At 35.5% G+C, this 26,507-nt stretch carries 21 protein-coding genes; 10 read left to right on the top strand and 11 right to left on the bottom strand.

The window, feature by feature from the left end; all coding sequences use genetic code 11:
- Positions 1–104: 104 nt before the first annotated feature.
- Together Q5N69_RS10435 and Q5N69_RS10430 are read left to right on the top strand one after the other, a co-directional pair.
- Complete coding sequence (locus tag Q5N69_RS10435; protein WP_304368856.1) at positions 105–1,118, top strand: MBL fold metallo-hydrolase; 1,014 nt, start codon at positions 105–107, stop codon at positions 1,116–1,118.
- A 387-nt stretch (positions 1,119–1,505) separates the two neighbouring features.
- Positions 1,506–2,009, top strand: a complete 504-nt coding sequence (locus tag Q5N69_RS10430) for a 2TM domain-containing protein (protein WP_304368855.1) — start codon at positions 1,506–1,508, stop codon at positions 2,007–2,009.
- Between the two features lie 82 nt (positions 2,010–2,091).
- Here the strand turns inward: Q5N69_RS10430 and Q5N69_RS10425 are convergent, their stop codons facing one another.
- The 4 genes from Q5N69_RS10425 to Q5N69_RS10410 all read right to left on the bottom strand — a co-directional run bounded on the left by Q5N69_RS10425 (position 2,092) and on the right by Q5N69_RS10410 (position 10,432).
- Positions 2,092–4,905, bottom strand: a complete 2,814-nt coding sequence (locus tag Q5N69_RS10425) for a pitrilysin family protein (protein ID WP_342866558.1) — start codon at positions 4,903–4,905, stop codon at positions 2,092–2,094.
- A gap of 867 nt (positions 4,906–5,772) precedes the next feature.
- Positions 5,773–8,517 (bottom strand): DNA polymerase I, encoded by a 2,745-nt coding sequence (gene polA / locus Q5N69_RS10420; RefSeq protein WP_304368853.1) that lies wholly within the window; start codon positions 8,515–8,517, stop codon positions 5,773–5,775.
- A 656-nt stretch (positions 8,518–9,173) separates the two neighbouring features.
- Positions 9,174–9,749 carry a DUF2780 domain-containing protein gene (locus Q5N69_RS10415; RefSeq protein WP_304368852.1) on the bottom strand — a complete coding sequence of 192 codons (576 nt, stop codon included), beginning with the start codon at positions 9,747–9,749 and terminating at the stop codon, positions 9,174–9,176.
- Between the two features lie 86 nt (positions 9,750–9,835).
- Entirely contained in the window at positions 9,836–10,432 is a 597-nt protein-coding gene (locus tag Q5N69_RS10410; RefSeq protein ID WP_304368851.1) for a thioredoxin family protein, read from the bottom strand.
- 583 nt (positions 10,433–11,015) lie between these two features.
- Between Q5N69_RS10410 and Q5N69_RS10405 the strand changes: the two genes are divergently transcribed.
- The gene (locus Q5N69_RS10405; protein WP_304368850.1) at positions 11,016–11,486 is read left to right on the top strand and encodes a YHS domain-containing (seleno)protein; all 471 of its coding nucleotides are present in this window, start codon (positions 11,016–11,018) and stop codon (positions 11,484–11,486) included.
- Positions 11,487–11,819: 333 nt separating this feature from the next.
- On the opposite strand, the gene Q5N69_RS10400 is transcribed toward Q5N69_RS10405, so the two are convergent.
- The gene (locus tag Q5N69_RS10400) at positions 11,820–12,284 is read right to left on the bottom strand and encodes an Lrp/AsnC family transcriptional regulator (protein WP_304368849.1); all 465 of its coding nucleotides are present in this window, start codon (positions 12,282–12,284) and stop codon (positions 11,820–11,822) included.
- A gap of 244 nt (positions 12,285–12,528) precedes the next feature.
- Between Q5N69_RS10400 and Q5N69_RS10395 the strand changes: the two genes are divergently transcribed.
- The 3 genes from Q5N69_RS10395 (at position 12,529) to Q5N69_RS10385 (ending at position 16,021) form a co-directional block, all read left to right on the top strand.
- Positions 12,529–13,161, top strand: a complete 633-nt coding sequence (locus Q5N69_RS10395; protein WP_304368848.1) for a 2OG-Fe dioxygenase family protein — start codon at positions 12,529–12,531, stop codon at positions 13,159–13,161.
- Positions 13,139–14,398 carry a cysteine desulfurase-like protein gene (locus tag Q5N69_RS10390; RefSeq protein WP_304368847.1) on the top strand — a complete coding sequence of 420 codons (1,260 nt, stop codon included), beginning with the start codon at positions 13,139–13,141 and terminating at the stop codon, positions 14,396–14,398. Before Q5N69_RS10395 ends, Q5N69_RS10390 begins: the two co-directional genes overlap by 23 nt.
- Before the next feature lie 561 nt (positions 14,399–14,959).
- Complete coding sequence (locus tag Q5N69_RS10385; protein ID WP_304368881.1) at positions 14,960–16,021, top strand: mechanosensitive ion channel family protein; 1,062 nt, start codon at positions 14,960–14,962, stop codon at positions 16,019–16,021.
- 158 nt (positions 16,022–16,179) lie between these two features.
- Here the strand turns inward: Q5N69_RS10385 and gorA are convergent, their stop codons facing one another.
- Positions 16,180–17,532: a glutathione-disulfide reductase gene (gene gorA, locus Q5N69_RS10380; RefSeq protein ID WP_304368846.1), complete on the bottom strand. Its 1,353-nt coding sequence runs from the start codon at positions 17,530–17,532 to the stop codon at positions 16,180–16,182.
- Positions 17,533–17,892: 360 nt separating this feature from the next.
- On the opposite strand from gorA, the gene prlC reads away from it, so the two are divergent.
- The 4 genes from prlC to Q5N69_RS10360 all read left to right on the top strand — a co-directional run bounded on the left by prlC (position 17,893) and on the right by Q5N69_RS10360 (position 22,407).
- Positions 17,893–19,923 carry an oligopeptidase A gene (prlC, locus tag Q5N69_RS10375; RefSeq protein WP_304368845.1) on the top strand — a complete coding sequence of 677 codons (2,031 nt, stop codon included), beginning with the start codon at positions 17,893–17,895 and terminating at the stop codon, positions 19,921–19,923.
- 63 nt (positions 19,924–19,986) lie between these two features.
- Complete coding sequence (locus Q5N69_RS10370; RefSeq protein WP_304368844.1) at positions 19,987–20,733, top strand: DNA-3-methyladenine glycosylase I; 747 nt, start codon at positions 19,987–19,989, stop codon at positions 20,731–20,733.
- A 38-nt stretch (positions 20,734–20,771) separates the two neighbouring features.
- Entirely contained in the window at positions 20,772–21,578 is an 807-nt protein-coding gene (locus tag Q5N69_RS10365) for a class I SAM-dependent methyltransferase (RefSeq protein ID WP_304368843.1), read from the top strand.
- A gap of 310 nt (positions 21,579–21,888) precedes the next feature.
- Positions 21,889–22,407, top strand: coding sequence for a hypothetical protein (locus tag Q5N69_RS10360; RefSeq protein ID WP_304368842.1), 519 nt, complete (start codon positions 21,889–21,891; stop codon positions 22,405–22,407).
- Positions 22,408–22,546: 139 nt separating this feature from the next.
- Here the strand turns inward: Q5N69_RS10360 and Q5N69_RS10355 are convergent, their stop codons facing one another.
- From Q5N69_RS10355 to Q5N69_RS10335, 5 genes are all read right to left on the bottom strand, one after another.
- Positions 22,547–22,762, bottom strand: coding sequence for a hypothetical protein (locus Q5N69_RS10355; protein WP_304368841.1), 216 nt, complete (start codon positions 22,760–22,762; stop codon positions 22,547–22,549).
- Positions 22,763–22,813: 51 nt separating this feature from the next.
- A complete protein-coding gene (locus Q5N69_RS10350; RefSeq protein WP_304368840.1) occupies positions 22,814–23,347 on the bottom strand; it encodes a transporter in 534 nt (177 codons plus the stop codon).
- A 317-nt stretch (positions 23,348–23,664) separates the two neighbouring features.
- On the bottom strand, positions 23,665–24,783 hold the full coding sequence (locus Q5N69_RS10345) for an OmpA family protein (protein WP_304368839.1): 1,119 nt from the start codon (positions 24,781–24,783) through the stop codon (positions 23,665–23,667).
- A 199-nt stretch (positions 24,784–24,982) separates the two neighbouring features.
- The gene (locus tag Q5N69_RS10340; protein ID WP_304368838.1) at positions 24,983–25,738 is read right to left on the bottom strand and encodes a glucosaminidase domain-containing protein; all 756 of its coding nucleotides are present in this window, start codon (positions 25,736–25,738) and stop codon (positions 24,983–24,985) included.
- Between the two features lie 168 nt (positions 25,739–25,906).
- Entirely contained in the window at positions 25,907–26,488 is a 582-nt protein-coding gene (locus tag Q5N69_RS10335; RefSeq protein WP_304368837.1) for a sigma-70 family RNA polymerase sigma factor, read from the bottom strand.
- Positions 26,489–26,507: the final 19 nt, after the last annotated feature.

Genomic DNA, 26,507 nt, shown 5'->3' with positions numbered 1-26,507 from the left:
TATAAACTTGTACCATCAGATTTATCCATATCTTAATTTATTATCTTTTAACCTCAGATGTTTATGATGATAAAACGACGCAAAAAATTCGGATAAAAAATATTATGTTTAAACATATCACCTCAATCTCGCTAATATTAATCGCATGCTTTTCATTGAGTTTAGCGTCGAAAGAAATTAACACGAATACAGAGCCAGCTTTTGAACTGATTGTTTTAGGTGATACAGGAGGAACACGAGACGGTAATTTAAGCGCCTTTCTGCTAAGAGCTTTAGCTGATAATAAATACATTGGTCTTGATGCTGGGACTCTATTAAATGGTATTGAAAAGTCGTTAGAGAAAAATGCATTTGATGATCTTGATATAGACCACACCCAAAAAACTATTCCGAGAATCAATATCTTACATAACCATATAGCTGCATATATGATAAGCCATGGGCATTTAGATCACATTTCAGGTTTATTAATCGCATCACCTGATGATAATTCTAAACCAATTTATGCATTGCCTTCAGTTAATAAAACAATAAGTAACAGTTACTTTAATTGGCAAGGTTGGGCAAACTTTTCCGACCGAGGGACTTTACCTCATTTAAACAAATATAAGATGGTTGATTTACCTCTGCAACAAACCATTAAGATCCCCAATACCTCTTTAAACGTAAAAACCTTTAGCTTGAGTCACCCTGTTGAATCTTCTGCTTTCGTGATTGAAAACAACAAAGATATTATGATTTATTTTGGTGATACAGGACCTGATGAACTAGAAAAAGAAAACAAGCTTACACACGTATGGCAATACCTTGCTAAGCAAGTTCAGCATAAAAATCTACGTGGTATTGTGATAGAAGTATCATTTCCTGATGACCGTGACGACAAGTTATTGTACGGCCATTTAACACCTAAATGGCTAACCAAAGAGTTAACCCATTTTTCATCTCTACTTGATGATCCAAGCTTATTACAAAAAACTAAAGTGATAATTAGTCATGTTAAAAGTAGTACATTAAAAGACGTTAATGCCAGAGAAATTATCAAGAAAGAATTAAAGCAACATAACACCTTAGGCTTAAACTTCATCATGGCAGTTCAAGGAGATAAAATTTTACTCTAACTAAGAGATAAAATCAGCTTTACCAACCTACTCAGCATTCATATGGACACAGTATGTTTATCCTCAAAATAAACATACTGGGATACATAAGTTTCCCCCACAATAATACCTCTTATGGACTTGGTAAAATTCTCCTTCACCTTTTAAAAATCATCTGTAAATAGCCATCATAAACCGCTATGCTTTTCTTTAATTCTTGATGGGTTTTGAAAAAAAACATTCACTTTGCTCAAATAGGTCCATAATAAATATGACTTCAATCTGTCATCGTTTAATGATAACTGTTTGATATTAAAGTATTGTCCTGTAAGTGTCGTCATGATGACGTGGTGTTAAGAGCTAAGTTTAGTTCAAAATAGAATGCAGATAACAGCTAAGGAAGAAACAATGATCGTTAGAAAATTAAGATTACAGCAAGGATGGTCTCAAGAACAATTATCTGAGTTTAGTGGTTTAAGTATTCGTACTATTCAAAGAATTGAACGAGGTCAAAATGCCAGTGTTGAATCTTTAAAATCTTTAGCTGCTGTTTTTGAAATAGAACTCACCGACTTAACACAGGAGAAGGAAATGAACGACAGTACAGCTCAACCAAACTCTACATCTAATTCAGCTCAGGCATCTATCAGTCAAGATGAAGCCAGTGCTATTGAATATGTAAAAGATATAAAAGGCTTTTATTCGCATCTCATAAAATATGCTTGTGTGATGACCTTATTAGTTATTATTAATTTAGTAACAAGTCCAAATTATATTTGGGTGATATGGCCTGCTTTAGGTTGGGGAGTTGGGGTTATTTCTCACGGACTTTCAGTGTTTGAAGTCTTCAGTTTTTTCAGCCCTCAATGGGAAAAGAAACAAATTGAAAAACGCTTAGGGCGCAAGTTATAAAGCGCTAGTATAAAACCACTGAGATAAAAAAACCTGCAACAATGCAGGTTTTTTATTTAAACAATTTAATTAAAGTAGCTTATCAAATTTTATAATCTATAACTTCATAACCTAACGCTTCAAGTTGAGGTTTTAACACACTCGCATCACCCACAACAACCGTTAACATATCACTCAAGTTTAAATGCTTTTTAGCTAGCGCATTAATTTCTTCAGCTGTGATGTTTTCAACAATTTCGTTACGTTCTTTAACAAAGTCTGGTGATAAGTCATGCTCTAAGATCTGTGCTAAGAAGCCAAGTTTAGCGCGTGGTGTTTCATACTTTAACGCGTCTTTTTGATTAATAGCTTTGCGCATAAACTCAAGTTCTTCTGCTGTAATACCATTTTGTGTGTAATTCTTAATTTCGTTCACAAACTCAATAATAGATTTATCGGTTACATCAGCCCTCACTTCTGCACTTGCTATAAATGCCCCAGCAAGTTTGTCGGCACTGAAATATGAACGTGCGCCGTAGGTATAACCTTTGTCTTCACGTAAGTTTAGATTGATACGACTGTTAAAATCACCACCTAATGGGAAGTTCATTAAGTACGATTTATAGTATTCGCCTGTTATATCTTGAGTGATTGAACGTTTACCCATACGAATAACTGATTGTGCAGCATCGTCTTTATTTACTAAATAAATAACACCCATTTTTGTATTAGGTACTGGTAAAGTCAGATCAAGACTTTGCCCCTCACCTTGCCATGCTTTAAATACATCAAAGGTTTTAAGCAGCTCTTCTTTTTTAAGATCAGATACAACAATCAACTGTCCGCCGCTTGGTTTAATTTGCTTAGCGTAAAAAGCTTTAACATCGTCTAAAGTGATATTCTTCAATGTCTCTTCAGTACCGCCACTTGGCATAGCCGCAATATTATCAGCCTGTAACAGTTGGTTAAAAGCTGTAGAAGCTAAGTAACCGGCATCTTTTTTGTTGTTATTTACGCCCTGAATCGCATTATTTTGATTACGCTGAAACTCGCTTTCAATAAATGCTGGCTGCATCAGCTTTTCGTTAACTAATGCCATGGTTGCATTTAAATGCTTAGTTAATGAGTTCACACTTACACTAAGGTATTCGTCTGAAGATGAGATATGAACTGAACTACCGAGTTTTTCTAACTCATTACTCATACTTTCAGCACTACGCAGCGCAGTGGATTCATTTAACATAGCTGCAAGTAAATGAACTAAACCAGCCTTATCTTTTGTCTCATAATAATGTCCTGCGGGTATTTTAAGTAATAAAGAGGTTGTAGGCGTTTCAAGGCTTTCGGTACCCAAAATCTTAATGCCGTTAGCTAACTCGCTTTGCCACATTTGCGGAACCATAACGGGTTTATTTGCTTGAGCTTTTGGAATGATGTTTCGGTCAAAATTATCTTTTGGTTTAACTGTATTTAACGAAGCAATTTTAGTTGCTATTTTTGTTCTATCAAATGTTCTTTGTTTAGGTGTAAAGGTATCTTTTCTGGCAGCCATATCAAGCTTGCCATTAGGTACAACACTCATGATCACACCATGCTTACCTTTAATATATTTTTTGTACACACGCATCACATCAGCTTTAGTTACGCCAGCATAACGAGCAATATCTTGTGCAATATAATTAGGGTTACCTTTAAAGGTTTCATTAGAGGCTAGTTGGCTTACTTTACCTTGCACACTTTGCAAACCAAAAACGAAATTCGATTCCATCCCGGCTTTTGCTTTAATTAGATCGTCGTCTTCAACACCACGTGCTTCAAATTCAACTAAAGTATCTCGCATAACTTTTTCTATTTCAGCTAACGACTTTCCTGATGCAGGATGAGGTAGTGCGTATAAATTAAAGGTACAAGCTAACTCTGCACATGGATGACTTACTGAGGCTTGAACGGCAAGCTGATTTTTAACTAAGTTTTTGTAGAATAAAGAAGTTTTACCACCACCTAAAATACTAGAAAGTAAATCAAGAGGTGCTTCGTCTTCATCACGAACAGACACTGTTGGATAAGACATGTAAATCAATGGCAAATGCACGTTATCTTGCATCGAAATGTATCGGTCTTCTGTAATTTCAAAGCTTGGTTTCTCTGGCATCTTCACTTCAGGGCCACGCGGAATACTACCAAAGTATTTTTTCACTAAAGCTAGGGTTTCTGCGGTATTAATATCGCCACCAATAGTTAAAGTTGCATTGTTTGGTCCGTACCAACGTTTGAAGAATGCTTTTAAGTCGTTCACATCAACACGGTCTAAATCTTCCATATGACCTATCACTGGCCAAGAGTATGGATGCCCTTCTGGATACAAAGCTTCGGCAACACGTTCGTTTAAACGACCATACGGACGGTTATCAACACTTTGACCACGTTCATTTTTTACGGTTTCGCGCTGAACTTCGAATTTCTCTTGTGTAACGGCATCAAGTAAAAATCCCATACGATCAGATTCTAGCCATAACATTTTTTCTAATTGATTAGCTGGAACCGTTTGAAAATAGTTAGTACGGTCGCTATTGGTAGTACCGTTCATGGTGCCACCCGCTTCTGTCACTAATTTAAAATGCTGTTCGTCGGCAACATGCTCAGAACCTTGGAACATCATGTGTTCGAAGAAATGAGCAAAACCTGATTTCCCTACTTCTTCACGACCAGACCCTACATGATATGTCATATCTACATGAACTAAAGGATCTGACTTATCGGTATGAAGAATTAATGTGAGTCCATTATCTAGTACATATTTTTGATAAGGAATAACAGTTTCATTACTAACTTGTTCAACCTTTTCAACAAAAGTAATTTCGCCAAGAGGTGCGTTGGTCTTATCCTGATTAATAGCAGTATTTTCACAGGCAGCCAAAACAGTAATAAGTAAAGGAAGAGTCCATTTTTTCAACGTTGATGCTCCTAAGCAAAAGTGTAGAGACTATAAAGGCAATATAAAGAAGTGCCTTAAGAAATGGTTATATTAACATTAGCAAAGCTATGCTTTATTAAAACCGAAAAATTCAATTTTAACCAGTAGCAGACATCATTATTTACAATTGCTTTATAGCTGTAGGGTATATAAATCATCAGTTAGGCTTAATAACTTATTAAGCATTCAAGTTAATTACCCTCAATTCAGATTAATGAATTAAAAACATATAAAGTCTTAATTCTTTCTCGATGATGAAATTTATGTGTTTATCAATGTATTCTTATAAACAAATAGCGGGTTATTAAGGGTAAAAGTACGTTTTTTTATTATCGATAAAAACCAACTACCTGCATCCATACAGCCAACGTAGATAGGCGCTTAAATAGCATTATTGAGTCATCACCTTACATGTAAAGTACTCTGATAGCTCTTTAACATATTGATAAGCAATTATTTTTATTGGATTTCATGACATTCATTATCTCGAGCTGAGGTTAATTAATGTAGTTAACCTACCGTTATGTAATTTTATTACGATATTTATTAAATGAACAAGGATTGAGATAGTCGATGAATATAAATGGGACAATGTAATTGATAGCGCTTTCATTAGTTTTTAGGCAAAAAAAAACCGATGATAGAATCACCGGTATACTTTACTATGAGGAAAGTTCAAAAATTACAATCTTACAACGAGCGTCCAACAGGAGCACAAGGGAATTATAGATTAAATGGGCTTAATGTGTAAAGCCCAAATGTAATAAAATTACGTAATTATCGCTAAATTGTTAATATCTTGTGACTTTTTTAATGGGCTTCGTCCCAATTATCACCAATTCCTGCTTCAGCAATAAGCGGAACACTCAAAGTAACAGCATCATTCATTAACTGAACGAGGGTTTGAGTTGTTTCTTCTACTATATCTTGATGGATCTCGAAGATAAGTTCATCGTGTACTTGCATAGTCATTTTGATACGCGGATCTTGTTGTTCCTCTATCCACTTATCAACATTTAACATAGCTTTTTTGATGATATCTGCAGCTGTTCCTTGCATTGGTGCGTTAATCGCAGCACGTTCAGCGCCTTTTCTTCTCATACCATTTTTAGACTTAATGTCTGGCAAGTACAAACGTCTACCAAACAAGGTTTCTACATAACCATTTTCCGTAGCATTTTGACGTGTATCTTCCATATAGTTTTGCACATTAGGATAACGCTCAAAGTAAGTATCCATGTACTCTTGTGCTTTATGACGCGGTACATCGAGTTGCTTAGCTAAGCCAAAAGCAGACATTCCGTATATCAAACCAAAGTTAACAGCTTTAGCACTGCGACGCTGATCTGTAGTGACTTCATCTAATGGCACTGAAAATATTTCTGCGGCCGTAGCTTTATGAACATCTAAACCTTTACTGAACGCAGATACTAGACCAGGATCGTCAGACAAATGCGCCATAATACGTAATTCAATTTGAGAGTAATCTATTGCCACAATCTTATGATCATCTGGTGCAATAAACGCTTGGCGGATTTTACGCCCTTCTTCACTTCTAATTGGAATATTTTGTAAATTTGGATCGGTCGAAGATAAACGACCCGTTGCCGTAACCGCTTGATGATAAGACGTGTGTACTCGACCTGTTTTTTCACTAACCAATAAAGGAAGCTTATCAGTATAAGTCGATTTAAGTTTGCTTAGTCCTCTATTCTCTAAAATCACTTTAGGTAAAGGATAATCAAGCGCCAACTCTTGCAGCACTTCTTCAGCCGTTGACGGTGCACCTTTTGGTGTTTTCTTAATTACAGGTATTTTTAATTCTTCAAACAGAATTTTTTGTAACTGCTTAGGCGAGCCTAAATTAAAACTTTGTCCTGCAATATTATGAGCTTCAATTTCTAGCTCATTTAAACGCATTCCTAAAGTATGACTTTGCTGGTCGAGTAAATAGCTATCAATAAGAACGCCATGCTGTTCCATTCTTGCTAAAACAGACAATAGCGGCATTTCTATTTCGTTAAACACGCTTAACTGATCTTTAGATTTACTTAATTTAGGATAAATAGATTCGTGCAATCTTAATGTGATGTCGGCATCTTCAGCAGCATAATGGCTAGCTTTTTCAATTTCGATTTGGTTGAAAGTTAATTGCTTAGCGCCTTTGCCCGCAATATCTTCAAAATGTACGGTTTTATAACCTAAATACTTATCAGCCAATGCATCCATATTATGACGTGTTGCTACACTATTTAAACAATAAGATTCAATCATGGTATCGAATACAATACCTTGCATTTGAATATCATAATGAGAAAGTACGTTTGCATCGTATTTTAAGTTTTGACCAACTTTAGCGAGGGTTTTATCTTCTAGCAGAGGTTTCAGTAAAGCCAATACCCAATCTAGATCTAGCTGCTCTGGAGCACCTTCATAATCATGAGCTAAAGGAACATAAGCCGCTTTTCCCACTTCAACACTAAATGATAAGCCTACTAACTTAGCTTTCATATATTCCACGCTAGTGGTTTCAGTATCAAAGGCAAAGTAATCAGCTGATTTAAGTTTAGTGATCCAGCCTTCAAAGGCTTCTTTTGTTAATACAGTTTCATATTCTGATTCAATATCAGATACCGTTACCCCCTCTTCTACATCAGCAGATTCTGTAAGAGTATTACTGGTGTTTTTATCTTTAGAAAGATCTGCCAATAAACGGCGTAATTCATATTTAGTATAAAGTTCTGTTAATGCTTCAATATTAGGTTCTGTTGGCGCCAAGCTGCTTGCTGAAACATCTAACTCAACATCAAGTTTTATTGTGGCAAGTTCATAAGATAATGGCAGTTGAGTTAGCGCATTTCGTAGGTTTTCACCTATTTTACCTTTAACCTTATCGGCATTCGCAATAACGTTATCTAAGGTTTCATGTTCAAGCAACCATTTAACAGCAGTTTTAGGCCCACATTTTTCAACACCTGGAATGTTATCTACTTTATCGCCCATTAAAGCTAAATAATCGATTATTTGATCAGGACGAACACCAAACTTTTCTTTAACACCTTCAACATCAAGCTCAACATTAGTCATGGTGTTAATTAAACGCACATGCTCAGTAACCAACTGAGCCATATCTTTATCACCTGTAGATATAACTGTTTCTATACCGGCATCACTCGCTTGTTGAGCTAAAGTACCAATAACATCATCAGCCTCTACACCTTCAATAACCAATAGCGGTAAACCCATAGCTTCAACAATTTGATGCAAGGGTGCTATTTGAGTACGTAAATCGTCTGGCATTGGCGGGCGATTAGCTTTGTATTCAGGATACAAATCGTTACGGAAAGTTTTACCTTTAGCATCAAAAATAACGATGATGTTTCCATTTGGGTAATCTTTTTTCAAGCTACCTAGCATATTTAATACACCAGTTATTGCACCTGTAGATTGACCATCTGAAGTAGACAACGCTTGTAAATATGGAACATGGTAAGCACGAAATAAATATGAAGAACCATCCACTAGAATGAGCGGAGATAAAGATGAAGTTGGCATGATAATTCTTTACTGACTGACAATTTGAAACAAGAATGCCATATAACGCTAATTGTCTCTACTTATAAGGTGAAAATTAGCTAAAAAGAATAGTTGAAATTGTGGATAAGTTTGTTGAAAACATAGTTGATTGTCATAAAGATCTGATGACCGATACGAAAGCGATGATGTAATTACTTGTTATAACTGGAAAATTTAATAAAACGAGGTTTAAATTAACTAATTATTATTATTATATGTTTTGTGGATAAATTAATTATTTGGCTCACATTGCGTTTACCTAAGTGCTGTTCGTTTTATGAACGGCATAATTAATCGAGACGAAAGATTACCAGATTTTTAGATGATTACCAGATAATTATTAAACTATTTTTAAAGAAATAAGACAGTGCTAAAGAACAAAAAAACATAAGCGAGGAAACACAAGGCTTGTAGATATTGAGCTGATTTATTAAAACTAATTTAACAAAAATTTAATATAAAAATTATCGACAACAATAAATAATAAACAAGTAATATTATTTATTAAACCCGAGATTTAATAAATAGAATTAAAAAAGAGATTATTGATTATTCGTATATGAAAAACATAACAAAAAACCAATAATCTCTTCAGCTAATACAAGTCAGATATAACTTAATACATCTGCTAAAACTTATAAAAAGTTAACGCCTTGCTTAAGCATAGAAGCAGCAGTACCGTAATCATTAGCTTCTAAGTAACCAGTCACTGTATCTACTAAAGGTAGAATAGTTTCTTTCGGAATACCTAATTTTTCAAATGCTGAGTTTAAGTAACCTAAGCTTGCAGCTGCTTGACCTAATTCATCACCACCTAAAGAAGATGCTAAACCACCTAAAGAAGATTTAGCTATAGCTGGAGCATTTTCAATGTAGCTATCAACATTAGGAATAGCTTCGCTAATTGAAGAGAAGTTATCACCTAAGTTATCTTGAGCAACTTTAAATAGTGCACCTAATGCACCTGAAGTCATATCTGAAGATAAGCCTAATTGCTCAGAAGCATAGCCAACCAGATCAGTATTTATTCCTGTAGCTTCTTTAATATCTTCAACTACAGTGTTTGCTTCTGCTGCCGTTTGTACTTGCTCAGTCGCTTGCTTTTCACCAAAACCGAATGCATTTTTGATTGAATCTAAAAAGCCTTCTGCATTAGCTGAAAATGTTGTCGCTACTAAAAGCGATGAAGCTAAAATTGTACGTAATTTCATGTTAATCCTTAAATAATATATAAATAATGTGTTTGTGTTTTAAAAAGTTAGTTTGGGGTTATCCTAGTTAACAACGCCCGTGGTTATTAATATTGTGGTTCGTTACCCGCCTGCCATTTTATATTGCAACCAATAGAAGGTGTTTGCTTTGTATCGATTGCTTTGTTTGCCAATAAGGCATTAATGGCTGCTTGTAAATCTGCGCCGGTAGCTTGGCTATCAGAATTATAATTACCTGACGAAATTCGTGTCGGGCGGGTTGCATCAAATTGTCCTCGGTAAGCAAGTTTCTGTTGCTCATCAAAAACAAAAATATCTGGCGTACATGCCGCATCAAATGCTTTAGCGACTGCTTGTGTTTCATCAAATAAATAAGGAAAAGTATAATCGCGTAATGCTTTTTCCTCGATCATGCTTTCAAAGTTATCTGCAGGAAAGTTTTCAGCATCATTACTATTAATAGCAACAAACTGAACACCTTTGCTCGCATACTCCTTAGCAAGTTCAGCAAGCTTTGGTGCTATATGAATAACATATGGGCAATGATTACAGATAAATAACACAACAAGCACTTTTGCTTCATCAAAGTCTGATAATGAAGTTATACCATGTTCTGTGTTTTTTAATGTAAATGACGGCGCTTGTGTACCTAATGCCATCATTGTTGATTCTGTCATTGCCATGCTTTTCGCCTACAAATAAAGGACCTTTATTTTTATAGCGTCTATTTTGAATGAATTTTAACAAAATTAATAGCAAAGGTTTGCCAATATTAACTTTTTATTAACATTTGAGGTGTTTCTGCCTATTTTCATCTGATGTAAGAATCTCATTCACAATCATAAGGAGCTTCTGAAAGCAAAAAAGCCATAGTAACTTTAATTATCATATATGCACTCCACAAAATTAATGTGGTTTGATTAATATAGCTTTCTCAACAAAGATAAGAATAGCCTCGCTATTTGTTTATGTAAGTTACAACAGTTAGAAAACAACTATATCAGTGCATTATTCAGTGGATGTGATGCTTACTCCGATAACCGTGTTGTTGGAAAATTTTTTGATAGCGAGAAAGCACAGAGGCTTTAAATATTTATAATTTAACACGTCAAAAGATGTTAAAACTGATACTAGGTATTACAATGGGATGAGACTATATATCTGCGGCTTGAGCATAATATCGAGGTCAGATGTAATTGTTTGAAATTTTTACCTCAATAGAACGGTTAATATAGAAGTAAAACATTATTCATCAAAGGGGCACAAATGAGAAATTTATTTAAATATTTAGCAGTTATTGCTATTACTGCTTTTGCATTACCTGCTTTAGCATTAGACGATGCTGTAAACACTGGTCGCTTCAATAATATCGCCATCGACGGTTATGATACCGTGGCTTATTTTACTGAAAGCAAGCCAGTTAAAGGCGATAAAAAAATTACAGCTGTTTGGCATGATGCAACTTGGCAGTTTTCTAGTGAAGAGAATCTAGCTTTATTTAATGAAAACCCTGAAAAATATGCTGCACAATATGGTGGTTGGTGTGCTTATGGTATGTCGAACGAAGCAACTGTCCGTATCGACCCTGAAGCATGGCATATAACAGATGGTAAACTTTACTTAAACTATAGCAAACGTATTCAGAAGAAGTGGTTAGCAGACAAAATGTATCGAATTCAAGATGCTGACTTGTATTACCCTGAAGTCACTAATATAAATAGTTTTTCTAAGAAATAAGAATTTTAAGTTCATCTAGTTGAAATCGATAGGGTCAAAGCTTGACTCTATCGGCTCAATATATACTCTCCATATCTAATCAACCTCCCCTTCAGCTAAATCGCTAAAACATATACAAAACGCAACTTATACCAATCACAATAAGGACAATGGTTACAGATAAACAACACAATGAGCGCTTTTACCTCATTAAAATATTATAATCATGCTGTGCCATGTTCGGTTATCCTTCAAAGGTTAGGTCATTGATATTCTGCAACATGGCTTATCTTTTTAGACAATAAGCCACGTTCCATTAAAAATCAGTGCAAAAATATTCTTAGAACCAATCAATTATAAGGGCAATGCCTGAGTGTTTTTTAGCTCACTCAATACAACATTAGAATTAAATGCATGTATATTAGGTAATTTTGATAAATGTTGGTAAAAAAAGTGTTCGCAGCTTTGCATGTCTTTTGTCACGATGCGTAATAAAAAATCAGCATTACCTAGCATAGAATAGCATTCCGTAATTTCGGGGTATTTACAGACCGCAGATTCAAATTCCTTTAAGGTTTTGAGATTATTATCGATTAATTTAACCTCGGTATACATTACAAGACTAAACCCCAAAGCTTTCCGATTTAATACCGCTATTCGTTTTTGAATATATCCTTTATTTTCTAATCGTTGGATTCTTCGCCAACAGGGTGCTTGTGACAAATTGACACGTTCCGCGATTTCAGAAGTTGAAAGGCTGGAGTCTATCTGTAATAACTGCAATATAGCTAAATCAGTTTTATCTAATGTATCTATCATTTTACACCTGTAATCTCACAATAATTATTAACAATATAATACCACTAGCAATTAAATTATCTATGAATTGAATTATATTGAATAAATTATTCAAAAATGGCGAGTCTGTTAGATATAAAGCATAATTTTCACAGTCCGTAGTTGATATAGTAACTATAACTTATCAAGTGGAAAAAGCCGAAGGTATCCAAAGGTAGGTGAAGACATATTTGTAAAATAGCGACTTTATATAGAGGATGAAACAATGAAAAATGACTTGCTACTAGCGGCTTTTAAAACTCCTGAGTACCTTAATCAAAACTTGGGGCGCTATTTTACTGAACTCCCCAAAGATCCTTATATTGAAGGTGATTACCGATTTAGAACTTATGCACGTTACGAAAAAAAGGGCGATGTCTATACCCGATTACCTCATGCTTTTTTTTGCCAAACTTCAAATATTAATCATCTTGTAGGGAATATTGAGCGAGATTTCTCACCCATGGTTGATGAAATTGACTGTACCGAAGAGTTCCAACATTTACTTAAATCCTTTGCTGAGTACACACTAGGAGCTGATACTGATGGCGTAATAGAAGTACATCAAATTCGGGTAACATGTGATGAAGGTAGTACTGGTAGTCCGGTACCAGAAGGTATTCATCAAGATGGTTTTGACTATGTCGGTATTTGTTGCTTGAAACGGGAGGATATCAGTGGTGGAAACACTCGAATTTTTAGCGATGCTACAGGACAACATGCTCACATTGATACTGTTCTAGAGGAAAACCAATTCATTATTTTTAATGATAAACGTTATTATCATTATGTTTCTGAAATTTTATCTAACAAAAAAGGTCAAAAAGGAGTGAGAGATGTCTTCGTATTTACAGCCTAAAATAGCGAATAAAATTGATTATATTCGACAACAGTTTCCCGCATTGCAGGTTAAACCAACTCCTGTTTATTTTGACGGACCTGGAGGTACGCAAATTCCTAATGTTGTTATTGAATCTATAAGTGCTTATTTGCAACAAGGCAACTCTAATCTTGGCGGTCATTTTTTAGCGAGCCAACAAACAGTGGCTTTGGTTCAAACAGCTCGTGAGCGTATGGCAACATTAATTGGAGCACCATCTTCAGAAAACATTATATTTGGTGCGAATATGACAACACTGACTTTGCACATGAGCCGTTCAATTAGCGAGAGTTGGCAGGCTGGTGATAATATTATTTTGTCAGAGTTAGACCATGCTGGTAATCGCAGTGCATGGGAGCGAATAGCAATAGAACGCGGTGTTAAAGTACATTACTTGACGATCAGCGATAAACAGTGTCAACTCGATTTGCAACAATTTGATCAGTTATTAAATGAAAGAACACGTTTAGTTGCCGTTACTGCAGCTAGCAACGTAACCGGTACACTTACCGATATAGAATATATTGTTCAAAAGGCAAAAACAGTCAATGCGATAAGTTATATCGATGCTGTTCACCTACTGCCACATCGGCGTGTGAATGTTAAGCAAATAGATTGCGATTTTTTAGCCTGTTCTGTCTATAAATTCTTTGGTCCACATCTTGGGGTTGTTTATGGTAAGAAACACCTTCTTAATACTCTACACCCTTATAAAGTCATACCTGCACCAAACTACGCACCTAATTGTTGGGAAACAGGAACACTGAATTTTGAAGCATTAGCAGGAACTATTTCCGCCGTTGATTATATAGCTTCCTTAGGTGAAGGCAGTACATTAGATGAACAGTTAGATGATGCTTATAGCAATATCATAGAATATGAGCAGTATCTAACAAAGTTGTTCTTGGAAGAAACAAATCGACTAGAAAACGTCACGCTTTATGGAATTCCAGATTACAATTTGAATAGGCGTACCCCCACTTTTGCACTCTCTTTTGAAGCTCATGACCCTAATAATATTGCGAGAAAACTAGGCGAAAAGAGTATTTGCACTTGGAGTGGACATTTATATGCTGACAAATTAATCGAGGCATTATCATTAAGCGAGTCAGGAGGTGTATTGCGGGTTGGTCTTACTCACTATAATACGATTGAGGAAGTTGGTTACTTTTTTGAAGTACTTAATAAAATACTAGATAGTTCGACCGTGGAGTAGACATCATAAACAGAGAAATAGTTCTTTATTTATTCAACTATTTCTCATCAAACCTTATTTATATCACTAATCATATTCAACTTTATGTGTTGATATTGAAAGAGGCTATTCAAAGCAGCCTCATATTAAAATCAACATGAGCTTAAAGACAGCAAATCTACATAGTCCATATTTTTTTCTTCTCTATAAAGGTGCACGTTTCACAGAAATGAGGCAAATAACTCGCATCTAAAATACTTATACAAATGATATATAAGAGATTTCTCTATGGATTGTTTTTTGCATATAGACTTTATAAGCATATAAGACCAAACGGGTTAATTTATTGCTCACTTAGCGAGAATTTAAAGGCTTAGAGGCACAGGTTCATAGTTCCAGACTGAACCTAAGCACCTACATCCATGTAGGAACCTTGTCAAAATCAATAACGCGGCATATGAGCCTTTAAATTCTCGCCCTCCGGGAGCTCAATAAATTAATCCGTTTGGTATAAATATCACTTGAGCAAGAGAACATAAAACAATGCAATTTTTAAATAAGCTTGCTGACATATTTCATACAATGCCTCTGCTTGTCACTATGGTCTCATTATTCTTAGTAATAGCTATCTTATTTTGGCTTACCAAGCGAACCTTGTTGTTCGTTATTTCAAAAGTATCTTCATTTGCTTTTGCTACTATTTTACTTGAAGCATCTAAGCGCCCGCTAAGTATACTCGTAGTACCTATTAGTTTATTAACAACGGAAAGAATACTCAGACAACAAGAAATAATTAATGACTCATTTAAACCGGATGTAGTGTTAATATCAAAAGTTATATTTATACTCACACTCATTTTGTTTATCGACAGAATGCTCAAACAAACCATTCTTTATTATCAATCCCAGTCTCCATTACTCAAAACCAGCGGAAGTCTTGTAAGAAGTAGCTTACGAATTATTATTTTCGTTATTGGTACGCTGGTACTTTTAGGAACATTTGGTGTGTCGATAACACCTATTGTAGCCTCGCTAGGAATAGGTTCTTTGGCTGTTGCATTGGCGCTTCAACCAACGCTTGAAAACTTTTTTTCTGGTATGCAAATTTTGGCTGATAAGCCCATTAGAGTTGGCGACTACGTTGAATTAGAATCTGGAGAACAAGGTTTTGTAGAGAAGATTGGTTGGCGTTCTGTATGGATAAAAATGCTACCTAACAACATCATTATCATTCCTAACTCGCTATTAGCAAAGTCTAAAATAATTAATTATTACTATCCTGAAAAGCAACTTTCAGTGCCTGTTGATTGCTCTGTTCATTATGACTCTGATCTAGAAAAAGTGGAACAAGTTGCATTGGAAGTAGCAAGAGAAATTCTAATTTCTCACGAGTGGGGAATTGATGACTATGATACTTTTGTTATCTTTCATACCTTTGACAATTCAAGTATAAATTTTACTGTCATGTTAAGAGCTCAAGAATATTTTAATAGATTTTTTATAAAATCAGCCTATATCAAAGCATTACATAAACGCTTTAAACTTGAAGGAATAGTGATACCTTATCCAATCAGTGCGGTTAATTTATCTCAAGAAAAATCAAATGAAGTAATTAAAGAACTTATAAAAAATAACCATACTTAAGATTGATAACCATGGAAAAGGTATTTACGGTGAATGTTAAAATTATCTGACTGAATAATAAAAGTCACACTAAAATAAAACCATTAAAAGGTATATATTAAAATTAGTGTGACGTTTCTTAGATTATAAATTTATAGCTTTAAGTTTTAGAGCTATGACTACATAGTCACAAATTCTTCCGCAGACGTTGGGTGTATCGCAATGGTATTATCAAAATCAGCCTTTGTTGCGCCCATTTTCATTGCCACAGCAAAACCTTGTAGTAACTCGTCGCTACCAAAACCAATACTATGAATACCAACAATCTTTTCTTCTTTACCAACACATACAAGTTTCATGCGTGTTGGATCACGATAATCTTCAGTGATCGCTTGGTATAAAGCCGTAAATTGAGACTTATACACTTTAACGTTAGCTTCGCCATGTTCTTCAATCGCTTCTTTTTCACTTAAGCCAACCGTACCAATAACAGGGTGACTAAACACAACCGTTGCAATGTTGGAGTAATCTAAATGCTCGTCAGGTTTGTTATTAAATAAACGTTCACATAAGCGACGACCAGCAGCCACAGCTACCGGCGTAAGTTGAGCACGACCTGTGTTATCGCCTACTGCGTAAATATTACTTACGTTAGTATTTTGATATTTATCTGTTGGGATAAAACCGCGCTCATCTAATGTAATACCTGCAGCTTCAATATTAATATTGTCAGTTGCTGGCTCACGACCAATTGCCCAAATCAGCTTATCTACAGGACCTACAGATTCACCACTTTCTAAATGAACTGTCAGTTGACCATTGTCATGTTTTTCAATGTTCTTAGGTGTGCTGTTTGTGTGTAATGTTGGACCATGTTTAGCCATTTGTTCAACTAAAGTGTCACTTAACATTTCATCAAAAGCACGTAATGGCTTATCTTTTCTTACTAATAGATGTGCATCTGTACCTAACGCATGAAATACGCCAGCAAGTTCCACAGCAATATAACCAGCACCAACTACCGCAACACTTTTAGGTTGTTCAGTTAAGGCAAAAAATCCATCAGAATCAATACCGTGCTCTGCACCTTCAATACTAGGAATACTAGGGCGACCGCCTGTAGCAATAGTAATATGATCGGCTGTGTATAATTCACCGTTTACTTCAACTGTGTTTTTATCTACAAACTTGGCAAAACCATTAATTACAGTAACATTGTTAGCATCAAAACCTCTTTGATAAGCTGCATGAATACGTTCAATATAGGCTTCTCGGTTAGCAACTAACTTAGCCCAATCAAAGCTTTGTAATGGTGCTTTAAAGCCAAAGTCTGTCGCATATTTTAATGCATCAGAAATTTGCCCTGCGTACCACATCGCTTTTTTAGGTACACAACCCACATTTACACAGGTACCGCCAATATATTTAGCTTCAATAACCGCCGCTTTTTTACCTAATCTAGCTGCACGATTAGCTGATGCGATACCACCGCTACCGCCTCCGATAGAAATATAATCAAAATGTTGAGTCATGTATGCCCCGATAAAGAAATAAGAATAAGTAACCTAACAAATACTTTAACAAGTATTCAGGCTATGTAAAACACATGTAAATTAAAGACCGATGAAATGTTCAAATCATTTCGACCTATTTAATATATAGAGTAAATGGGTACAAAACTCTAATTTATCAAGCAAGCAGTACTATTTACGATGATTGTATCGAGGTAAAATGACATCGATACGGTAAATTACACTATCTATAAAATCCACAAAAGAGACAAAATGAGAGCCTTAAACATACAATAATAGGCTTTAATCTTTCCAACACCTTGAAATATGACTTGAGTGCTATTACATATATAAGATAATTCATCACCTTGAACTTTATTTATGGCACAAACATTACCCGTATTTTCAGAAATTTTACCAAAAAACATTAAAGCTAGCGTTGAAGAAGCCATTGATAATTGTAAGAAAGTGATTGCCGATGTTTTATCTTCAACCACCGAATATACATGGAAGTCGCTGGTTGAACCTATTGATGATATTGACGATACTTTAGGCAAACTTTTCTCACCAATTTCTCATATGAATTCAGTAGTGAGTAGCGATGAACTGCGCGAAGCATATGAGTCTTGTTTACCTTTATTATCGGAATACGGTACCTTTGTAGGTCAGCACAAGCCTCTTTACCAAGCTTACCAACAACTTGCTGATAGTGAACATTACAACACATTAAATACAGCACAAAAGAAAGTAATTGATAACGCTTTACGCGATTTTACTTTATCAGGTATTGCTTTAGCTGAAGATGAGCAAAAACGTTATGGCGAAATATCATCTCGTTTATCTGATTTGAGCTCACAATTCAGTAACAACGTATTAGATGCAACCCAAGCATTTACCGTGAACATTACTGATGAAGCAGAATTAGCTGGATTACCAGAAAGTGCGAAAGAAGCAGCTCAAGCACTGGCGGCAGAACAAGATTTATCAGGTTGGTTATTTACTTTAGATTTCCCGAGTTATTTACCTGTAATGACTTATAGCGACAATCGCGACTTACGTGAGAAAATGTACACAGCGTTTGTTACACGAGCTTCAGATCAAGGTCCTAACGCAGGAGAGTTTGATAACAGCGATAACATGATCGAGATTTTGAACCTGCGTCATGAACTAGCGCAGCTATTAGGTTTTAACAATTACGCTGAGAAATCTATTGCGACTAAAATGGCTTCTAAAACGAGTCAAGTTATTCAGTTTTTAGAAGACTTAGCCGCTAAATCAAAAAGCCAAGGTCAAAATGAGCTTAACGAATTAACGGAATTTGCTAAATCAGTCGATGCTAGCGCAACAGATCTACAAGCATGGGATTTAGCTTATTACGGCGAAAAGCTGAAACAAGAAAAATACGCTATTTCTGATGAAGAATTACGCCCTTACTTTCCAGAGAATAAAATTGTTGCAGGTTTATTCCAGGTGGTTCACAAACTATTTGGTTTAACCATTACCGAACGTCACGATATTGATACCTGGCACAAAGACGTTAAGTTTTACGATGTATTCGATGCCAACAATAATCAACGTGGCAGCTTCTATTTAGACTTATACGCTCGTTCTAAAAAGCGTGGCGGTGCCTGGATGGATGATTGTGTTGGTCGTAGAGAATTACCGAATGGTGAAATTCAACTGCCTGTTGCTTACTTAACGTGTAACTTTAATAAGCCTGTTGGTGATAAACCAGCCTTGTTTACTCATGACGAAGTGGTTACCTTATTCCATGAGTTTGGTCATGGTATTCATCACATGCTTACACAAATTAATGCAAGCGGTGTATCTGGTATCAATGGTGTTCCTTGGGATGCAGTTGAATTACCAAGTCAATTTTTAGAAAACTGGTGTTACGAACCTGAAGCTTTAGCTTTTATGTCGGGTCATTACGAAACTGGTGAACCATTACCTAAAGAAATGTTAGACAAAATGCTAGCAGCTAAAAACTTCCAATCGGCTATGCAAATGCTACGTCAATTAGAGTTCTCGTTGTTTGATTTTAAAATGCATTTAAATTTTGATAACACTAAAGACAACTCAACTTATATTCAATCGGTTTTAGATGAAGTAAGAGCTGAATATTCTGTAACTAAAGCCGCAAGCTTTAACCGTTTTCAACATGGTTTTGGCCATATATTTGGTGGTGGTTATGCAGCAGGTTATTACAGCTATAAATGGGCTGAAGTACTTTCAGCTGATGCTTTCTCAAGGTTCGAAGAAGAAGGTGTATTTAATAAAGAAGTAGGCGATGACTTCTTAACAAATATTCTTGAAAAAGGTGGTTCACAAGAACCAAGTGAACTATTCAAAGCCTTCAGAGGCAGAGAGCCAAGTATTGACGCTTTACTGCGCCATAGTGGTATTCTTTAAGGTACTAGAAGTTAAATTTTAGTATAATTATCAAACTCAAATGCATTGGCTTATTGATAGCCAATGCATTTTTCATTTAACCAACAAGACCCACTTCATTCCATGGATAAATTAGAGTCATTTAAATCTTTATATCATAGAGCTGCTGAGCGTAAAGGCGGTAAGCGCGCATTAGACTTTTTATTAGATGAGGTTCATTACTTGAGTAATGCCGAATTAAAAGAAGTTGTTACTGATGACCGGGTGTTATCAGCTTTTACAAAAAAGATATTTCAATCAGGTTTTGTATGGCGTGTTGTCGAAAACAAATGGGACGGATTTGAAGAATCATTTTTTCAATTTAATCTAGAAAAAGTGCTAATGATGCCTGAAGAAATGATGGAAAGAAAAGCCGCTGATCCCAAAATCATTCGTAATTACAACAAGGTTAAAACCATTAAAGCCAATGCTCAAATGATTTTCGACGAGCAGCAAAATGGTCATAGTTTTATCGAGTTTATCGCAAACTGGCCAGCAAGTGACATGATAGGTTTATGGGCGTACCTTAAAAAGAATGGCCAGCGTTTGGGTGGCAATACAGGGCCTTATGCGTTGAGAGCTCTAGGCATAGACACTTTTTTGATAACCCGTGATATTGAAGCTTACTTTCGTGCCCATGATATAGTAACAGGCGGCATTCAAACCAAATCGAGCTTAAAAGCTATTCAAGACAGTTTTAACCAATGGCAAACTGAATGTGATTTATCTTTATGTCAGCTAAGTCGTTTAGTCGCTTATGCAACAGGCGATAATAACGTACAAGTTGGCTAACTGATATACGTCATGCGTAATCTAAATGAGTAAATTAAATGATTGAGTTAAATGAAGCTTTTACCCATGTTGCTGTTGCCTATGTAGATAGCTCTGATTCAGATCTAGCCAAGCAAGTTGCACAAAAGTGGCGACTACAATACATAGGTCATGTGGCTTCACTTGATAAACATCCACAGCTGACATTTTTACTACAAGTTAACTTTCAAGTACTTGAGTTAGTAAAAATAGACGAGCCTAAACTTAGCGCGATTAAAGTCGACTTTGTTGAAGGTGCTGCAGCGCATCGCCGTAAATTTGGTGGTGGTCGAGGTCAAGATATTGCGAAAGCGGTAGGATTAAAGTATGGCTTTACCCCACATGTTTTAGATGCAACCGCTGGGCTAGGTAGAGACTCATTTGTATTAGCCTCGTTAGGCTGTCAGGTTACCATGATTGAGCGTATGCCGATTGTCGCTGCGTTACTAGAGAATGGTTTAGAGCGTGCAAAGTTAAATACTGAAGTGTCTGATATTATTAACAATATGGAACTAGTACATACTTCTTTAACTGAAGACAGTTTTGAAACGTTAATGCCTGATGTTGTGTATTTAGATCCTATGTATCCTCACAGAGAGAAATCAGCAGCTGTTAAAAAAGAAATGCGTGTATTTCAAACCTTGGTAGGTGAAGATTTAGATGCCGATGCTTTATTAGCACCAGCCCTTGCTATAGCAAAATATAGAGTGGTAGTTAAACGCCCTACTTACGCGCCACCTTTAGCTGATAAAAAGCCATCTACCAGTATAAAAATGAAGAAAAACAGATTTGATGTTTATGTGAATCAAGGTATTCCTAAGCTGTAATCCCTCTCCTGAAATGTAGCGACACTTGTTGCTGCAAGCATACTTTCTGAAATATTATTTATTTTATCTATCCTTAGTTTTTAATTTAACGCTAAAGGCTCTTCCACAGAGCTAGAATGAAACAGTTTATTCCTGATAAATACTTATCTTTTATTATTAATGTGACTTTTCCTCACATCGACTCATCTAAGTAACTAGAAACAATATTGCACGCGCGTATTTTGGCGAAGTAACATGCTAACACTTACTATTTAACGTCAAAGTTTAAGCAATACGTATAGCGTATATAACAATAAATTAAGGAAACAACATGAACCGTATTATCATTATTACTTGTGCAGCATTATTATTTACGGGCTGTGCTACACAACCAAAATTAGAAGATTACACCAATAACCCAAGTGGTTTATGGGAAGAAGGTAAAGCGCTATCTAAAAAAGGTGAAGCACTTATTATTAAAGGCGAGAAAAACATAGAAAATGCACGTATTAATGCTAATAAAGGCGAAGCGCTTATTCAATCAGGCAACGATGCGATCCAAAGAGCACGTCAAGATTATCAACTTGAAGCCACTAAGGCTGGTCGTTCATCTAGCCCAAAAGAAATTGAATACGAGGCTGAGCGTTTAGCTGCAATAGGCGAAAATTGGGAAGATGCACAAGATAGTGTAAAACAAGGTAATAAATTAATTGCTCAATCTGAAAAGAAGAAAGTAGAAGGCCAGCAACAGATTGAAAATGGTCGTAAGCTTGTTGAACAAGGCACTAACTTTATTCGTAATAGTCAACGTATGAGACTTGAACAACCTTTAACCTCTGAAACTAAATAATCTGAGGCCCTCACTTAAGTTCGGTTATTTAAACTAAATCAACACACTTAATTTAGAGTAGACCCCTGATGTAAATAAAAAGACGAATAAATTAATTAACTTATTCGTCTTTTTTACGATTTAACCAAGTAATAAGCTGCTAGAATAAATAACTTAAGCCAACTCCACCCGATAACATATTCGATAAATACTCATCACCAGCAAAGCGTTGGCTGTCTTCATTTATTGCTAGGCTGTAACTTGTGTAAGCGTGTAGTTCGATTTTATTTTGAAGTACATAAGAGCTGTGTGCGCGTAATTGAACATAATTAAGACCATTATGACCGTCACTTATATAACCCGAATTAAAACCCAACGAACTACTGATATCTACAAGTAAAACACCATTAAACTTATAGCTTTTTATTCAAGTAATTTCAGAAAACAAACCCTCAGCATCAAAAGAATGATAAATACTCGCTAATAATTGTACGTCATTACTGTAATCATAAGAAAAGTCGATATTTACTTCATGGTCTGTTGCGCGAACATCTGCTGTATTAGATTTTAAATAACCATAACCAACAAAAACTTCTAATTTGTCAGTAGAATAAACCCCATAATTAATATTTAAGTTAACTTCTGAATAATCCGAACTTATCCCTTTAGCAAACCAAGGTATAAGTGAAAAATTGCCATAACTAACTTCTGTAGACATTGAATAAAGTCCACTACCAGAAAGGTTGTTTCGACCTTCCGTAATATAATCACTTTCAACAGAAACACGTGAATACCAACTAGAATATTTATCTGAATGGGTTAATTGGGTATGTTCAAAGGCCACATGTCTACTTGTCTGAGGATCATTAATTATAATACTTCCATTAGATGTTTCTGCACTAACACCATAAATCCCAAACACAGAGAAAAAAAGAAAAGCACCAACAACATAATTATTCATATAGACACCTTTTGAGATTCATCAATTCCGATTGCCTTACAATACCATTCAACCTATTGGCAATATGTTCAGGTACCTTAAGAGAGATTAAAAATAGGATGACTTCACCTAAGTTTGAGGGGGGTTAATATTAATCATAGACTAGCAATTACAGCCAAACCAATACTTGTATAAATGATTACTAACAAATGTACGCATAAAAACTTTAGAGCAGTATTTATTTCAAACCTGCATCTTATCAACCAGTAAGTTTAGACAATAAAAAAGGGAGCTAAATAGCTCCCTTACGTTTTATTGTGTGCTTAAAAGTGACTAGATTACTTAGTTACTTTTTTACGCTCTACAGCTGTTACATTTGCAACAATACGTCTGTTAACTTTATGTGCTGCAGCTGTACCACTTTCATCTAATAACTGAGAGTCGCCATAGCCTTTAACGCTTAAACGGTCAGCTTTAACGCCATAGTTTTCAACTAATAAGTCTCGAACTGATTCTGCACGTTTTTGTGATAACCATACGTTATATTGTTTTTTACCTAACGATGAACTGTGACCTTCGATTACAGCATTAGTATTAGGGAAACGTTTCAAGAATGCTGCAAACTCAGCTAATTCTGCCATGTCACTTGCTTTAACAAGACTAGAGTTGTTAGCAAACTTAATGTCTAACTGCATTTGAACTTCTTTCTCTTCAAATATGCTACAACCTTTGCTATCTACTTTGTCAGTTGACGGAGTGTTAGCACACATATCAGTCTTGTTAGAAACACCATCATTGTCATTGTCTGCAACTACAGGCTTATCAACAACACAACCATTGCTATCTACACGGCTGTTTAATGGCGTGTTCGGACATAAGTCACGGCTGTCTTCAACGCTGTCTTTATCTGTATCTATTACTTTTTCTACTACTTGAGCCGGCGTAGAATTACCGCCAAAAGAATAAGCAAAACCTAGTTTAACACTGTGATCAAGGTAAGCTTCGCCAAAATCATGATAAGCAGCCACTTCTGTAATCACTCTGAAGTTAGAACTTACATCCCAATGACGACCTAAACCAACATTTACTAAGCCTTGTGTTTCATCAAATTTCTCAGCTTTTAAACCAGTAAATACATAGTAGTCTGATTGTTGAGGGTAGAATAAGATGTCTACACCACCTCTATCACCACCAATACTTTGGCTTGGGTTCTTCGCATCAATATTAAGGTGTGACCATTCAATTCTAGCACCCCAAGATTCACTAAAACGAGTACCGAATTCAAGACCTAATCCTAAGCCGTTGTTGTATTGTGGGCCAGGTAAAAATTTCTCATTATCTGAATTATAAAATTCACCAAAACCACCAAACCAAGATGGGTTCTCTGATGAGTTATCTGCATAAGCAGCTTGTGATAAAAGAGTTAGCACGCTTAATGCAAAAAGTTTGTTTTTCATTTTAATATTACCTTAGATTCATGTTTAATATATTTTTAGCCTATTCAGCTAGTTTCATAACCTTAGACGACAGCAAAAATTGAAAAGTCACAATTTATTTTAAATAAATTCAAATAAAAATATTAGGTACAAAAAATCCCCTTGAGTTACCTGATATTTTAATACCTTAAAGATGCGTCCTTGTGCCACCTATTAAGTATTATAACTCAACTGACTCATTAAATTCATCAGTAAAACGTTGTAATTTGTTTTGATCGATAAATTTACTTATTTTAGTTACGTAATGCTCACCTTCTTCAGAATATCTATCCAGTGTTTTTGCTAATACCAAGCCTGTAACGTCTTCTTCATTTTCACGAAGTTTAGAGCGCATTTTTCTCAATTCAATATAAGCTACATTGGTATTTAAGTTCTTTATGTAAGCTCTTACCGCCAAATTAACTGAAGCGAATTTAGCAACTTCGTGAGCCTTTTCTGAATCTCTAGACGAAGGGACAATGCCGCAACCCTTTGAAAAGCACCATTGGCCAAAAAGGTTATTACCCTTTTTAGAGAAACGAGATGTTCCCCAGCCCGATTCTATAGCGGCTTGCGTTAGTGCTAAAGAAGGAGGGATCACGTCAACTCTTTCAAGTAAGCTAACAAAGAAATTATCGGCGCCGTATTCGCTGCTAATTTTGTAATGAGTAGCAACTTTATTCAGCCATACTTTTTGTTTACTTGTTAATTCATCTTCAGGAACACTTTCCAGTAAAACAATAATTTGTCGTAATTTTAATACGTGTTTATTTTCTTCTTTAATGATGGGATAAAGGGTATTGAAGAACTGTTCCTTCTTTTCTTTAACATCATTAATTTTTGAGAAGTCTGGTAACTTATCTAACTTATTTTGTGTTTTTGCCTCAGCAACAGAAATTAGTTGTATATCTCCTTTTTGGGATGTAGAAAAAAACACAACCAAACTTATTATTAGCAAGCTTAGTATTAACATTATTTTATTTTTTAGTATGTTCATTAATTTTTATACCCATTTTAAAGATTTATCAGCGCTTTTATTTTTATAATATTTAAAGACGTCTGTTTCTTAAGCCAAATTTAGCTTAATACGTTTATCACTTTTCTCTTAATCTTCAGTGCTAGCACTGCCGGCCATTTTTTCTAATGCTCTTTTATAACGCATTTTTACGGTACTTAATTTTTGATCCACGATTAACGCAATATCGTTAAATTCAAGATCACCCGCAATACGAAAAACTACAATTGAACGCTCTTCCAAACTAAGCCTTTCCAACATACTATTTAGTTGGCTACTTCTATCTGCAGAATCATCAGAGGTATCATCTGAAACCTCCTCATGGGTTTCATCTAAATCAACCTGATCTAACTTCTTCTTTCTTAGTCTTGTTAACGCCTGGTTGTATGCAATTCTATATATCCACGTTTTAAAGCTAGCTCGCTGTTCAAAGCGTTTGAGGTTATTAAACACATTTAACATAGTGTCGTTAACAGCCTCTTCCGCTTCTTCTGTCGAATCTAAATATCGATAACATATCTGTATTAACTTGTTATGATATCGATGAAAAAGCACTTCATAAGCCGTTGTCACATAAGGTAATTGGAGACAGGCAAGTCGCACAATCTCCGAATCTTCTAACTGTGACAATCGATCAGAGACAAGGTTTTTCTTGTTCTCTGGTGTTTGCATAGTTAACTCATTGTTAAAG

Origin of the sequence: Pseudocolwellia sp. AS88, assembly GCF_030551755.1 — a bacterium.
Classification (GTDB): Bacteria; Pseudomonadota; Gammaproteobacteria; order Enterobacterales; family Alteromonadaceae; genus Pseudocolwellia.
Note: the sequence above shows the minus strand (reverse complement) of the source record. Positions and strands in the feature narration are given on the sequence as shown.

What these genes read in the sequence shown, in the direction of transcription:
- Q5N69_RS10435 (WP_304368856.1), top strand. Translation starts at nt 105, where the DNA reads ATGTTTAAACATATCACCTCAATCTCGCTAATATTAATCGCATGCTTT.
- Q5N69_RS10430 (WP_304368855.1), top strand. Translation starts at nt 1,506, where the DNA reads ATGATCGTTAGAAAATTAAGATTACAGCAAGGATGGTCTCAAGAACAA.
- polA (WP_304368853.1), bottom strand. Translation starts at nt 8,517, where the DNA reads ATGCCAACTTCATCTTTATCTCCGCTCATTCTAGTGGATGGTTCTTCA.
- Q5N69_RS10415 (WP_304368852.1), bottom strand. Translation starts at nt 9,749, where the DNA reads ATGAAATTACGTACAATTTTAGCTTCATCGCTTTTAGTAGCGACAACA.
- Q5N69_RS10410 (WP_304368851.1), bottom strand. Translation starts at nt 10,432, where the DNA reads ATGGCAATGACAGAATCAACAATGATGGCATTAGGTACACAAGCGCCG.
- Q5N69_RS10405 (WP_304368850.1), top strand. Translation starts at nt 11,016, where the DNA reads ATGAGAAATTTATTTAAATATTTAGCAGTTATTGCTATTACTGCTTTT.
- Q5N69_RS10400 (WP_304368849.1), bottom strand. Translation starts at nt 12,284, where the DNA reads ATGATAGATACATTAGATAAAACTGATTTAGCTATATTGCAGTTATTA.
- Q5N69_RS10395 (WP_304368848.1), top strand. Translation starts at nt 12,529, where the DNA reads ATGAAAAATGACTTGCTACTAGCGGCTTTTAAAACTCCTGAGTACCTT.
- Q5N69_RS10390 (WP_304368847.1), top strand. Translation starts at nt 13,139, where the DNA reads ATGTCTTCGTATTTACAGCCTAAAATAGCGAATAAAATTGATTATATT.
- Q5N69_RS10385 (WP_304368881.1), top strand. Translation starts at nt 14,960, where the DNA reads ATGCCTCTGCTTGTCACTATGGTCTCATTATTCTTAGTAATAGCTATC.
- gorA (WP_304368846.1), bottom strand. Translation starts at nt 17,532, where the DNA reads ATGACTCAACATTTTGATTATATTTCTATCGGAGGCGGTAGCGGTGGT.
- prlC (WP_304368845.1), top strand. Translation starts at nt 17,893, where the DNA reads ATGGCACAAACATTACCCGTATTTTCAGAAATTTTACCAAAAAACATT.
- Q5N69_RS10370 (WP_304368844.1), top strand. Translation starts at nt 19,987, where the DNA reads ATGCATTTTTCATTTAACCAACAAGACCCACTTCATTCCATGGATAAA.
- Q5N69_RS10365 (WP_304368843.1), top strand. Translation starts at nt 20,772, where the DNA reads ATGATTGAGTTAAATGAAGCTTTTACCCATGTTGCTGTTGCCTATGTA.
- Q5N69_RS10360 (WP_304368842.1), top strand. Translation starts at nt 21,889, where the DNA reads ATGAACCGTATTATCATTATTACTTGTGCAGCATTATTATTTACGGGC.
- Q5N69_RS10350 (WP_304368840.1), bottom strand. Translation starts at nt 23,347, where the DNA reads ATGAATAATTATGTTGTTGGTGCTTTTCTTTTTTTCTCTGTGTTTGGG.
- Q5N69_RS10345 (WP_304368839.1), bottom strand. Translation starts at nt 24,783, where the DNA reads ATGAAAAACAAACTTTTTGCATTAAGCGTGCTAACTCTTTTATCACAA.
- Q5N69_RS10335 (WP_304368837.1), bottom strand. Translation starts at nt 26,488, where the DNA reads ATGCAAACACCAGAGAACAAGAAAAACCTTGTCTCTGATCGATTGTCA.